The 12,216-nt window shown below is 65.3% G+C and carries 10 protein-coding genes; all 10 read right to left on the bottom strand.

The features are described from left to right. Positions 1 to 44: 44 nt before the first annotated feature. The 10 genes from RMR04_RS26875 to RMR04_RS26920 all read right to left on the bottom strand — a co-directional run bounded on the left by RMR04_RS26875 (position 45) and on the right by RMR04_RS26920 (position 11,988). Positions 45 to 1,841 (bottom strand): hypothetical protein, encoded by a 1,797-nt coding sequence (locus tag RMR04_RS26875; protein ID WP_311911587.1) that lies wholly within the window; start codon positions 1,839 to 1,841, stop codon positions 45 to 47. Then, complete coding sequence (locus RMR04_RS26880) at positions 1,825 to 2,931, bottom strand: protein-glutamate methylesterase/protein-glutamine glutaminase (RefSeq protein ID WP_311911588.1); 1,107 nt, start codon at positions 2,929 to 2,931, stop codon at positions 1,825 to 1,827. Before RMR04_RS26880 ends, RMR04_RS26875 begins: the two co-directional genes overlap by 17 nt. Continuing rightward, complete coding sequence (locus RMR04_RS26885) at positions 2,928 to 3,827, bottom strand: CheR family methyltransferase (RefSeq protein ID WP_311911589.1); 900 nt, start codon at positions 3,825 to 3,827, stop codon at positions 2,928 to 2,930. Before RMR04_RS26885 ends, RMR04_RS26880 begins: the two co-directional genes overlap by 4 nt. 4 nt (positions 3,828 to 3,831) lie before the next feature. After that, positions 3,832 to 4,314 (bottom strand): chemotaxis protein CheW, encoded by a 483-nt coding sequence (locus tag RMR04_RS26890; protein ID WP_311911590.1) that lies wholly within the window; start codon positions 4,312 to 4,314, stop codon positions 3,832 to 3,834. Positions 4,315 to 4,406: 92 nt separating this feature from the next. Continuing rightward, positions 4,407 to 6,611 (bottom strand): HAMP domain-containing methyl-accepting chemotaxis protein, encoded by a 2,205-nt coding sequence (locus RMR04_RS26895; RefSeq protein ID WP_311911591.1) that lies wholly within the window; start codon positions 6,609 to 6,611, stop codon positions 4,407 to 4,409. A 103-nt stretch (positions 6,612 to 6,714) separates the two neighbouring features. Then, entirely contained in the window at positions 6,715 to 8,790 is a 2,076-nt protein-coding gene (locus RMR04_RS26900; RefSeq protein WP_311911592.1) for a HAMP domain-containing methyl-accepting chemotaxis protein, read from the bottom strand. Between the two features lie 27 nt (positions 8,791 to 8,817). Then, the gene (locus RMR04_RS26905) at positions 8,818 to 9,300 is read right to left on the bottom strand and encodes a chemotaxis protein CheW (RefSeq protein WP_311911593.1); all 483 of its coding nucleotides are present in this window, start codon (positions 9,298 to 9,300) and stop codon (positions 8,818 to 8,820) included. Next, positions 9,300 to 11,330, bottom strand: coding sequence for a chemotaxis protein CheA (locus tag RMR04_RS26910; RefSeq protein WP_311911594.1), 2,031 nt, complete (start codon positions 11,328 to 11,330; stop codon positions 9,300 to 9,302). The genes RMR04_RS26905 and RMR04_RS26910 overlap by 1 nt, the downstream gene beginning before the upstream one ends. Beyond that, positions 11,327 to 11,692, bottom strand: a complete 366-nt coding sequence (locus RMR04_RS26915; RefSeq protein ID WP_092171067.1) for a response regulator — start codon at positions 11,690 to 11,692, stop codon at positions 11,327 to 11,329. Before RMR04_RS26915 ends, RMR04_RS26910 begins: the two co-directional genes overlap by 4 nt. Before the next feature lie 5 nt (positions 11,693 to 11,697). After that, positions 11,698 to 11,988: an STAS domain-containing protein gene (locus tag RMR04_RS26920; RefSeq protein ID WP_311911595.1), complete on the bottom strand. Its 291-nt coding sequence runs from the start codon at positions 11,986 to 11,988 to the stop codon at positions 11,698 to 11,700. Positions 11,989 to 12,216 lie beyond the last annotated feature (228 nt).

Raw genomic sequence — 12,216 nt, forward strand, 5'->3', positions numbered from 1 at the left:
CCCCGGAGGTCACATGACAACGCCGCGGCCGCGAGGATCTCCGCTCAGAAGATGAATTCGTCCAGGGCATCCGCAGGCGCCGCCGCGACGGAGGTCCCCGCTTCCTCCGGAATGCCGCACTCAGCCATCACCGCCTTATGGATCGCGCGCTCGGCAGCCATGGTGTAGCTCGGCCAGACATGCTGCTGGAACAGATCGCGCAGGCAGGCCACCGCCCCTTGATCGAGCTCCTCACCCGGCGTGGAACGGGCGAGTTCGTCGGCCGCGGAGGCAATCAGGTCACTCATCGCGCCAGCATTGGAGAAGGACAGCCTCGCCTCGGCAAGAACGGTACAGAAGCCGCTGCCCTCTCGCGTCAACTGATCGAGCGTCGCGCCAAGACGATCGCCCGTCTGGCGCATGGCGGAAAGCGAACCGCGCATCGCCTGATCGAGCGCAGCGAAATGAGCGGCATCGAGCCTGCCATCGCATGTGAGACCGGCGGCGGCCGCCTGCATCTGCGCAAAGGTCGGCGCCAGGCGATTGGCGTCGTCGGCGATCTGATCGGCGGCGAGTTTCAGCTCCTGGGCGATGATGACGAGGCTGCGCCCCCCGGTGCCGACACGGGCCGCGCGCAGCCCCGCATTCATGCCGATGAGCACGATGCTGGTCACGGTGTCGGCCAGATTGGCGACAGTCTGCTGGCAAGTGTCGAGAACCGTCGCGAGGACCTCCGTGACACGATCGACCCCGGACCGCGCCCGGTCACATTTGCCGAGCAGATCAGAGGCCTGCGCCAGATCGGCTTCGAGATCGGTGAGGAAGGAGGCGGAGCTGGCACCATCCCCCTGATACAGTGAGCGCACGAGGTCGAGCAGACCGACCGTGTCGCCGGCGAGCAGCGCCAGCGCCGCCTCGATCGCCTCGGCATCGCCGCCGAGCGTGGCCGCGCTCTCCCGAAGCTGAGCCGATTGCAGTCGGCGCAGCGCCAGAATGCCTGCCTGTCTTTCGCCTTCGCTCAATCCGACGCCGGCGCCTGTCCCGTCCCTGAGCGTTCCGACCAGCCGCAGCGCCGCAAGCACATGCTCAAGCCGCTGCCTGATGCTGTCGCCCGATTGCAAGGCGATGATCGCGCCACCGGCCGCAGCCGCGATCCTGCCGGAATGGGTCGCGGCATCATGCGTCAGCGCGACGCTGCGCTGCTGGCGCTGCGTCACTTCGGCAAGCGTCTGCTCCAGATTGGTCGCCAGGTCCGAGAGAGCGTGGCCGTAGCGTCCGTCGAAATCGCGCTGCGCCGCAAGCGCCGAGCCGAGCAGGCCGCTCAGGCGCTCATAATCGCGGGCACAAGCCTGGATGGTGCGCTGCGCCTGCGTCGTCAAGGTCATGATCTCGCTGGTGAAGTCACCGAAATCGCGCCCCGCGGCCTGAATCGAAACGGCCTCGATCCGGGCGCTGCGGGCGAGGATGGTGATCAAACGCATATGGTCGAGCAGGCGATCCAGCGCCTGGGAGGCCGCGTTGCCATGTTTCGCCAGCTCCCGCAGCGTCGCCGTCTCGCCTTGGAGGCCATCATTGATCGCTCGCAACTCGCCAGCGAGCCCGGCCAGGGCCGCACCAGCTTGGGCGATCTCGCTGCCGGCCAATTCGCTCGACAGGGTCGACAGTCGTTCCTTCAAGGTCTCGAACAGGCTGAGGCCCTCGCCAAGTTGCCGGCCAGCTGTGGCGAAGGTGAGATCGATCTCGCGCGCGCTCCCTTCCAGCGAATGGATCAGCATCGGCAGCACCGCATCCCCCTTATGCATCACACCCCCAAGCATCCCGACACCTGGCATCCCGATGCCGACCTCAAGCATTTCGCGCATTCTCGCCCGCTCCCGCCAAAGTCGCATGTGGCCAAGCCATGATCTCCTGCGGCACGCGCGCAAGCTTGACGATGCGCTCCGCCGCGCCGAGCTCGATCGCTTCCTTGGGCATGCCGAAGACGACGCAGCTCTCCTCATCCTGCGCCAAGGTCCTGGCGCCGGCCTTGCGCATCTCGAGCAGGCCGCGAGCGCCGTCATCACCCATGCCGGTCATGATCAGGCCGAGCGCGTTGGCGCCGGCATATTGCGCCGCCGAGCGGAACAGCACGTCGACGGAGGGACGGTGGCGCGAGACATGCGGGCCGTCCTTGATGGCGATGCGATATTGCGTGCCAGAGCGCTGCAGCAGCATGTGGTGGTTGCCCGGCGCGATCAGGACACGGCCGGTGGAGACCTCGTCGCCATCCTCGGCTTCCTTGATCTCCATCGCGCAGATGCCGTTCAGGCGCTTGGCGAAGGCGGCCGTGAACTTCTCCGGCATGTGCTGGACGATGGCGATGCCGGGGCAGAGGGCGGGCAGCGCCTGCAGCACCTCGCGCAAGGTCTCGGTGCCCCCGGTCGAGATGCCGATGCAGACGATGCGGTCCGTTGTGTGCCGGACACGGCCCGGCACCGGCGGCGGCATGATGACGTCCGCGGTCAGCTTCTTTTCGACGGGAACGCGCGCCTCGCGCAGCCGCACACGAGCCTGCGCCGCCGCCCGAACGGCATGGCGCAACCGGTCGGCGGTCTCCATCAATGCGTTGCGCGTGTCGATGCGCGGCTTGGGCAGGACATCGACCGCGCCGGCCTCAAGCGCATCGAACAGCGCCTTGGATCCGGCCTCGGTCAAAGTGGAGCAGATGATCACGGGGATCGGCCGCTGCGCCATGATCTTGCGCAGGAAGGTGAGCCCGTCCATGCCCGGCATCTCGATATCGAGGATCATGACGTCGGGCAGCTCGGTCTGCAGGCGGCGTGCGGCGGCGAAGGCGTCGGCTGCCGTCCCCATCACCTCGATACCGGGGTCCTCGCTCAGGATCGTACTGAGGACCTGGCGCACGGAGGCGGAATCGTCGACGATGAGGACGCGGATGGGTTTGCGGTTCATGCCGCCGACCTCGCGAGCGCTGCCGGGAAGGCCTGATAGACGGTTGGCACGACCGATTTCAATCCGGCGATGCCGCTGCCAGCCATCGATTCCGAATGGCCCAGCATCAGATAGCCGCCCGGCCGCAGATGCGAGACGAGGCGCGCCAGCACGGCGGCTTGCGTCGGCTTGTCGAAATAGATCAGCACATTGCGGCAAAGGATCACATCGACGTCGCGGTCGAACGGGTAGCTGTCGTCCATCAGGTTCAGGTGCTCGAAGCGGACCCGCCGGCGCAGTTCCGGCGCAACCCTGACCAGATCCAGGCGCGAATCCTTCGAGCGCATCAGATAGCGCTGCTGCATGGGCGCTGGCACCGGCGCGACGAAGGCGCGTGGATAGATCGCGGCACGGGCCTCGCGCAGCACCTCAGTCGAGATGTCGGTTCCCAGGATCGAGAAGCGCAACTCCTTGCCGGCCTTTGCCCGGTCGGCATTGGCGAGGTCCTGCAGCACCATGGCGGCGGTATAGGCCTCGGCCCCGGACGAGCAAGCGGCGCTCCAGAGCTTGAGGTTCAATGGACCGGGTCCCTGGCGCTGCGCGAGCTGAGGCACGGCGACATCGCGCAGAAACTCGAAATGTGTCGGCTCGCGAAAGAAGTCGGTCTTGTTGGTGGTGACGCAATCGATCAGCTGGACCAGCTCGCCATCGAGGCCGCCATGCTCGAACAGATGCGCGCCATAGGCCGCCAGGCCCGAGAGCCCCAACGCCCGCACGCGCTTGCGCAGCCGTCCCTCCACCATGGTGCGCTTAGTCTGGGGCAGCTTGATGCCGACGCGCGTCTCGATGACCGCTACGATCGCCGCGAAATGCCTGTCGGTCAGATGATCATAGGTTTCCGGCGTGGTGGGCTTCATCGTGTCAGGCCGCGCTCTCGGTGGCCAGGCCGGCGAAGGCCGGCAGGTCGTCCGTTTCCATCAAGCGCTCGAGGTCGAACACGACGATGAAGGCCTCGCCCTTGCGGCCGATGCCGGCGATGTAGTTTGACTGCCAGCGGCCGCCGACATCGGGAGCCGCCTCGGTATGGTCGTCGTCGAGCCCTGTAACCTCGAAGACGCGGTCGGCGACGAAGCCGACGCCCAGCGTGCGGCCCTTGACCGGCACGTCGAGGATGATGATCCGGGTGGCGTCTGTCGGCTCCATGCGAGGCAAACCGAGCTTCGTGCGCAGATCGACGATCGGATAGCCGGTGCCGCGGACGTCGATCATGCCGAGCAGGAAGCTCGGCGCATGCGGCAGCTTCGAGACCGGGCGCATGTCAAGGATTTCCCGAACATTGCGAATGTCGATGCCGAACAGCTCCTGATCGATGCCGAGCGTCAGATATTGGGCGGTGTCAGCCATGATGGCCTCGCGATGATGCAGGGGAAGGCAGCAGGCAGGACGGCCTGACCAGGTGACCCGGCTCCGCCGGAGAGCGGAGCCGGGCGCTTCGATCAGGTGCGGTGAAAGGCGGCGTCGTGCTGGTCCTCGCCGCCATCCATCTCGAAGGCGAAGCCGCCATTGGCGATCTTCCTGGATGGGCGGGCGGATACGGACGCGGCCACAGCCGCAGCCTTCTTGGGCTGAAGCGCCGCCGCCATGGTCGAGGCCTTGCCGCGCAGTTGCTTGACCGCCTTGTCGATGACGACCGGCTTGCTGGCCGCAACGCCCGCCAGCCGGAAGAAGGCGATCGTGGTCTGGAGCTGCTCGGCCTGGGCTGCGAGCTCCTCGGAGGTGGCGGAGACCTGCTCGGACGCCGCCGCATTCTGCTGCGTGACCTTGTCGAGCTGCTGGATCGCCTGGTTGATCTGGGTCGAGCCGACATCCTGCTCGCGGCAGGCGGCCGTGATCTCCTCGACCAGCTCGGCGGTCCTCTTGATGTCGGGCACCAGCTTGGCCAGCATCGAGCCGGCCTCCTGCGCAACCTTCACCGTATCGACCGAGAGCGTGCCGATCTCGGCGGCAGCCGCCTGGCTGCGCTCGGCCAGCTTGCGCACCTCGGAGGCCACCACCGCGAAGCCCTTGCCATGCTCGCCGGCACGCGCCGCCTCCACCGCCGCGTTCAGCGCCAGAAGATCGGTCTGACGCGCGATCTCCTGCACGATCGTGATCTTGGCCGCGATCGTCTGCATCGCATCCACCGCACGGCCGACCGCAACGCCGCTCGCCTCGGCGTCCTTGGCCGACTGCGCCGCGATCTTCTCCGTCGTCGAGGCGTTCTCGGCGTTCTGCTTCACATTCGCCGCCATCTCCTCCATCGAGGACGATGCCTCCTCCGTCGAGGACGCCTGCTCCGTCGAGCCTTGCGACAATTGCTCCGCGCTCGCAGACAGCTCCTGCGAACCAGACGACATGTTCTCGGCGGCTCCGGTCACCTGGCCGACGACCTCGCGCAGCTTGATCACCATGTTCTCGAGCGCGATGCCGAGCGTGTCCTTGTCCGATAGCGGCTTGGCTTCGACCGTCAGATCGCCATTGGCGATCGAGTCAGCGACGGCGGCCGTCGCGTTGAGATTGGCGGTCATGCTGTTGAGCGAGGTGACGAGATCGCCGATCTCATCCTTGCTCTTGACCGCGATGGTCTGGCTGAGATCGCCGATCGCCACGGCATTGGCCAGGCCAACCGCGCTCGACAGACCGCGGCTGATGCTGACCGCGATCCAGCTCGCGGCCGCGACCGCGACGAGAAGCGAAGCAAGCACGATCGAGATCAGCAGGGTTTTGGCGAAGGCGGCAGCTTCCGCAGCCGTGGCGGCAGCCGAATCCGCCGATTTGGAGACGAACGAGCCGTAGCTGTCCAGCGCCGCGGTGAGTTCGGCCGCTGTGACGGCGCCGACCGTGATCGTCGAATTGGTGGCCTTGATGGTGCCGGCCTCGGCAGCGATCGCGACCGTACGTAATGCCGACGTGATGCCCTTATCGTAAGCCGCCAGCATGGGGCCCGTCGTCACGCCAAACCGAGCCAGATCCTCGCCCGTCTTGGCAAGGCCCGCACGTATGGTCCGCGCCTGCTCCTCAACCGTCTTCTGCTGCTTTTCGACCTCGGCGACCGTCGGCAAATTGAACGCGAGAGCGGCCGAACGCGTCAGGCGCAGCCATTCGAGGCGCACGTCCTGGAAAGCCAGGGCCGCGCGCAGCAACTCCGGCGACGCATCCGGCTTCGTCGCTTCCGCAATCGCCTGGCCAGAGGTCGTGTTGATCGCCTGAATCAACGGCATCGTCTCGGTCTGCCAGGCTTCAGTGGCGCGGTTGCTGGAATTCAGCTTGGCATTCCCGAGCGTCTCATCCTGCACAGCCGCGAAACGATTGGCCTTGTCCGTGATCTGCGCGACGTATTTCCGGCCCTCCTCGCTCGCGACACGGAAGAGCTCGTCCTTCTGCGTCATGGCTGCGTTGCGGCGCTCCACCGCTCTCGCGGCGGCGCTCTCGGTGTCCTTGTCGGTCGCAGCGAGAACCGCATTCTTTTCGGATCTGATCGAGACGTTGAAGGCATCCGAGATAGTGCCGATCGCCTCGATCCGCTTCGTCCAGGTGACGAGCGTGCTCTGCGTCTCGGTCATCTCGGACAGCTTTTGATATGATAGTCCGCCGGCCGCCATCGAGAGGGCGATCACGACGCCGAAGGCGCCGGCAAGTTTGGTCTTGATGGTCATACGCATGGCGGAGCTCATGAAGAGAGGAAAATCGCGAAGGGGTGGCTAGGCGACGGCGGTCGGCATCTAGGCCGCAGCGCCCCGGTAGAACCGGAGCGCCACGGGGCGGTCAGGACGCGCGGCGGAACTGGGCGTCCTGAGCGTCCTCGGCATGGTCGAGTTCGAAGGCGAAGCCTCCGCTCCTGTTCGAGCGGGCGGGAGCCGGCGCCGACGCCGCTTTCTTGGACGAGCCCTTGGGCGAGCCGGCGCGGGCCATCTGCACCGCCTTGGCCTTGAGCTGCCCGACCACGCGGTCGATCTCCTTGCCGCCTTGCTCGATGCGGAAGAAGGCGATTGTGGTCTGGAGCTGCTCGGCCTGGGCTGCAAGTTCCTCGGAGGTGGCAGAGACCTGCTCGGACGCCGCCGCGTTCTGCTGCGTGACCTTGTCGAGCTGCTGGATCGCCTGGTTGATCTGGGTCGAGCCGACATCCTGCTCGCGGCAGGCGGCCGTGATCTCCTCGACCAGTTCGGCCGTCTTCTTGATGTCGGGCACCAGCTTGGCCAGCATCGAGCCGGCCTCCTGCGCCACCTTCACCGTATCAACCGAGAGCGTGCCGATCTCGGCGGCAGCCGCCTGGCTGCGCTCGGCCAGCTTGCGCACCTCGGAGGCCACCACCGCGAAGCCCTTGCCATGCTCGCCGGCACGCGCCGCCTCCACCGCCGCGTTCAGCGCCAGAAGATCGGTCTGACGCGCGATCTCCTGCACGATCGTGATCTTGGCCGCGATCGTCTGCATCGCATCCACCGCACGGCCGACCGCAACGCCGCTCGCCTCGGCGTCCTTGGCCGACTGCGCCGCGATCTTCTCCGTCGTCGAGGCGTTCTCGGCGTTCTGCTTCACATTCGCCGCCATCTCCTCCATCGAGGACGATGCCTCCTCCGTCGAGGACGCCTGCTCCGTCGAGCCTTGCGACAATTGCTCCGCGCTCGCAGACAGCTCCTGCGAACCAGAGGAGACATTCTCCGCAGCCTGGAGCGCGTCGCCCACCACCTGCCTCAGCCGCTCGACCGTGCTGTTGAGCGCCTTCAGCAGATCGCCGACCTCGTCATTGGTCTTGACGTCGACGATGCGCGTGAGATCGCCGTCCGCCACGGAATTGGCCAGGGAAACGGCGCCGGCGAGCCCACGGCTGATGCTGACCGCGATCCAGCTCGCCGCGACGATGGCGATGAGCAGCGATGCGCCGACAATGCCGATCAGGAGCATCTTCGCGAAGGCTGCGGATGACAGAGCGGCATTGCCGATCTCGGTCATCCGGGTCTCGGCAAAGTTGCCGTAAGCATCAAAGGCCGCGAGCGTATCCTGCAGGGCCTTGCGCCCATCACCCTTGCTGAGCTCGACTGCCCGGATATTGCCGCCCTCGCGGGCCGTATCGAGTGAACGTAGGACAACGGCCATCAATTGGTCGCTTCGCGCTTCGAGCGCCTGCGTCGAGAGGCCCAAAGGCGTCGCAACCGTCACGGCATTCGCCAGCGCGCGCTTCATGGTGTCGATCTGGCTCAATGCCGCCCGGCGCCGGGTATCGAGCTCCGTGGCCGAGATGGCGCCCAGTGTCTCCATGACCAGCCGCAGGGAGCGCGCTGTTTCATAGCGCGCAGCCGTCACAAGCCGACCGGCAACGGCATGCTCCAGGGAGGCCGGCTGCTTGTCGAGCTCGGCGATGATCGCATCGAACGCGGCGTTCTGGCTCGCTACCGCGGGCACGCCTTCGGCGCTCCAGATCTCGGCCGCGCGGTTGGCGGAATTGAGCTTGGCATAGCGGATGGTTTCATCCTGGATCTCGTTCAGCGCCTTGGATTTTCCGAACGCCTGATCGAGCAGGCGCTTGCCCTGCTCGCTGGCGGTGGCATGCATCTCGGAGCTGAGCTTGGCGACCTTGTCGCGCCGGGCCGTCAATTCCGAGGCCGCCGCCTCGATATCCTTGTCCGTATCGGAGAGAATGACGTTCTTCTCGGCGCGAATCTGAGCCTGAAGCTCATTCTGCAGGTCCGCGAGCGTGCTGACCCGCTTGCCCTGATCGATGATCGCGACCTCGGCCTGAGCAAGTTCTGAGAGCTGATAATAGGCGACGCCACCAGCAAGCATCGACAGCATGATGATGACACCGAATGTCGAAGCCAGCTTCGCCTTGATCGTAAATCTCATCAGAATACCCCCAACCTAAAGTAAATATCAGTTCATTATCCGGGCTATTTCGGGAACGATTACGAATTCGTCGTTCCACTTCGTAATCAAGCGAATGAATTCCGGCTTCCAATGCAGCCCCATTCGCGGCGTTTGCTGCGTATTGCGACTGGACACCGCCGTGACCTCGTAGACTTTGTCCGCGATGATCCCGAGCGTGACCGGGTCGCCATCGATCACGATCTCAATGACGACGATGCGCGTGTCAGCGGTCGCCGCGGCTGCAGGCATGCCGAAACGCAGGCGCAGATCGGCAAGCGGGATGACGTTGCCGCGCACATTGATCAAAGCCGGCAGAAAAGCGCGCGCACCGGCTACTCGCGTCACCGGGACGGGATCGATGATCTCGCGGACCATGTCGGTCTCGATCGCGAAGATCTCGTTTCCGAGCCCGACCATCAGCACCTGAAGCCAGGTTTCCGCATCCGCGGACGATGCGCCTGTAGCCTTCTGCGCCTGAACCTGTTGCATCACGCGGCCTCCGGCGTTCTGTCGCTCTCGGCACGGCTCTGGCCGAGCATCACGAGTTGGGCGACGTCGAGGATAAGGGCCGCCGAGCCATCGCCGAGGATGGTGGCGCCGGAGAACATCGTGACGTCGGCATGGAGCTTGGAGAGCGACTTGATCACCGTCTGATGGCTGCCGATGATCTGGTCGACGACGAAGCCGATGCGGGTGTCACCCATCATGGTGATGATGATCTTCTGGTGCGGATCAGCCTCGCCCTCAGCCTCGAAGAGATCGCGCAGGCGCAGGAAGGGCACGAGATCGCCGCGCACATTGAGGAAGCTGCGCCCCTTGGAACGGGCCTCGATCGCCGGCGTCAGCTCGACGCATTCCTCCACCGCCGAGAGCGGGATGATGTAGCGCCCCTCGCCGACGCGGATCAGCAGGCCCTCGATGATGGCCAGCGTCAGCGGCAGGCGCAGCGTCACGCTCGAGCCGTGCCCGGGAATCGTGGTGAGGTCGATCGTACCGCGCATGGCCTCGATCGTGCGTTTGACCACATCCATGCCGACGCCGCGGCCCGACAGCGCCGAGATCGTCTTGGCCGTCGAAAACCCCGGATGAAACAGGAACTGGTGGATCTCGTGCTCGCTCAGGGGCGCGCCCGGCTGGATCAGCCCCTGCTCCTCCGCCTTGGCGCGGATGCGCGCGGTATCCAGGCCGGCCCCGTCATCCTGTACCGTGACGAGCACCTGCGCGCCGACATAACGCGCGGCAAGCTCGATGCGCCCGGTCGACGACTTGTTCGTGCCTGCACGCCGCTCGGCGCTCTCGATGCCGTGGTCGATCGCATTGCGAATGAGGTGGACGAGAGGATCGGCCAGACGCTCGATCATGGTCTTGTCGAGCTCGGTGTCCTCGCCGATCGTGACGAAATCCACCGGCTTGTCGAGATCGCGCGAGAGGTCATGGACAAGGCGGCGGAAGCGGCCGAAGAGCGAGCCCATCGGCACCATGCGCACGCCCATAGTCGTGTCGCGCAGGCCCGACGCCAAGCGCTCGATTTCCTCGGCGATCGCCTTGATGGCGAGGTCCGTTCCGGCATGGGCGAGCTGGCTGAGCCGTGCCTGGGCGATGACGAGTTCGCCGACACGGTCCATCAATTCGTCGAGGCGCTCGGCCTGGACACGGACCGTCGAGCTCTTGTCCTCGGCGCGACGATTCAACTCGGCCTTCTCTTGAACCGGGCGCTCGACAGGAACCGGCGCCATCTCGCCGGCAGGCTCGCGCCGCACGGGGGCGACAGCGGCCGGCATCGACATGTCGAGCGGCGCCATCTCCGGCGCGGGCAGATCCAGTGCCGAGATCGTGAGCTTCATCTCGTCGCGCACGAACATGAAGACGTCCTCGATCTCGTCCTTCCCGCAGGCGCTGTGCAGCGTGACGGTCCAGGCGATCAAGCAAGCCTCGGGATCGAGCGCGGTCAGCTCGGGAACCGCATCGAGATTGGCCTGAACGTCGCAGGGACCAAACGCGCGCAGATCATCGAGAAGAACGAGCGGATTCGTGCCGTTGCGCAGAATTTCGGGCTCGAATGCGATCTCGATCAGCCAGCCTGCTGACGGGGGCGCCGCTTCGCGCCCCACATCGGTAGCCGGCATATTGTCTGCCGCTGCGGCAGGGCCGCCAATCAGGCGCTGCAATTCCTCGACGATCGCCTCGCCGATGATCGGATCGGTCGAATCCGGATCGTCGATCAGCGTGCGGATGTAATCCTTGGCCGCGAGCGAGACGGTGACGATGTCGCGGTCGGCGTCGATCTTGCCCTTGCGAATGAGGTCGAAGGCCGTCTCGAAATCATGGGTGAAGGCCGCGACCTTGTCGAAGCCGAACATCGCGCCCGACCCCTTGATCGTATGCAGCGCCCGGAAGGCGGCGTCGATCAGATCGCGGTCCTGCGGCGTCTGGCCGAGATCGAGCAGCACGGTTTCCAGGCTGTCGAGCAACTCGGCCGCTTCCTGGCGGAAGGTCTCGGTCGGATCGAGTTCCATCATGTGCGCACCAGCTTTGCGACGACGGCAAGCAACTGCTCGGGCTTGAACGGCTTGGTGATCCAGCCGGTCGCACCGGCGGCCTTGGCCTCCTGCTTGACCGCATCGTCGGATTCCGTGGTTAGGAAAACGATCGGCACGCCCATGAAGGAGGGCAGCGCGCGCAGGCCCCGGATCATCGCCATGCCGTTCATCACCGGCATGTTCAGATCGGTGATCACAAGGTCGAAGCTCTGCGTCTTGGCCTTGGCAAGCCCTTCCGAGCCGTCGCCGGCCTCGACCACATTATGGCCGGCAGGGCCAAGCACGAGCTTGATCATCTGCCTTACGCTGGGGGAATCATCGACGGTGAGAATCGTCGCCATGGCAATCAGACCTCGTTGATGAGAATGCGGTCGGCGGAAGGCGACAGGGCAAGGCCAGCCCGCACCAGCGCAGTGCTCAGGGCCTCCGACGCGCCCTCCAGCCGCATGAGGCGCCCGGAAACAGCCGCCGTCTTGCTGGCCGAGACCAGGAGTTGGATGCCAGCAATGTCGCAGGCTGTGATCGCGGAGCAATCGATGACGAGATCGCCGCCCGACTTGAAGGCGGCGGCCACTTCAACATGGCAAGACCTGATCGAGCGCAAGGAGCAGTCGACCGGCATATTCACCGTTGGCATGAACACTCACTTTCCGTTGAGTCATATCGCCATAAGACAGAGCGACATACCCAACCACGCAACACTACTTACTGCCTCAAGCTTGCGCGCAGAGGACCGCAACCCGAACGCCGAACTCCAGGGATTATTTGAAGCTTAACGACCAATTACCGTTGATTATTCTCGGTTAATTCTGATCGATGTATTAACCCCGAATCTTATCTTGCGCCGATCGTCACAACCCTGCGT

It is taken from the genome of Bosea sp. 685, from assembly GCF_031884435.1.
Classification (GTDB): Bacteria; Pseudomonadota; Alphaproteobacteria; order Rhizobiales; family Beijerinckiaceae; genus Allobosea.

What these genes read in the sequence shown, in the direction of transcription:
- RMR04_RS26875 (WP_311911587.1), bottom strand. Translation starts at nt 1,841, where the DNA reads ATGCGCGAAATGCTTGAGGTCGGCATCGGGATGCCAGGTGTCGGGATG.
- RMR04_RS26880 (WP_311911588.1), bottom strand. Translation starts at nt 2,931, where the DNA reads ATGAACCGCAAACCCATCCGCGTCCTCATCGTCGACGATTCCGCCTCC.
- RMR04_RS26885 (WP_311911589.1), bottom strand. Translation starts at nt 3,827, where the DNA reads ATGAAGCCCACCACGCCGGAAACCTATGATCATCTGACCGACAGGCAT.
- RMR04_RS26890 (WP_311911590.1), bottom strand. Translation starts at nt 4,314, where the DNA reads ATGGCTGACACCGCCCAATATCTGACGCTCGGCATCGATCAGGAGCTG.
- RMR04_RS26895 (WP_311911591.1), bottom strand. Translation starts at nt 6,611, where the DNA reads ATGCGTATGACCATCAAGACCAAACTTGCCGGCGCCTTCGGCGTCGTG.
- RMR04_RS26900 (WP_311911592.1), bottom strand. Translation starts at nt 8,790, where the DNA reads ATGAGATTTACGATCAAGGCGAAGCTGGCTTCGACATTCGGTGTCATC.
- RMR04_RS26905 (WP_311911593.1), bottom strand. Translation starts at nt 9,300, where the DNA reads ATGCAACAGGTTCAGGCGCAGAAGGCTACAGGCGCATCGTCCGCGGAT.
- RMR04_RS26910 (WP_311911594.1), bottom strand. Translation starts at nt 11,330, where the DNA reads ATGATGGAACTCGATCCGACCGAGACCTTCCGCCAGGAAGCGGCCGAG.
- RMR04_RS26915 (WP_092171067.1), bottom strand. Translation starts at nt 11,692, where the DNA reads ATGGCGACGATTCTCACCGTCGATGATTCCCCCAGCGTAAGGCAGATG.
- RMR04_RS26920 (WP_311911595.1), bottom strand. Translation starts at nt 11,988, where the DNA reads ATGCCAACGGTGAATATGCCGGTCGACTGCTCCTTGCGCTCGATCAGG.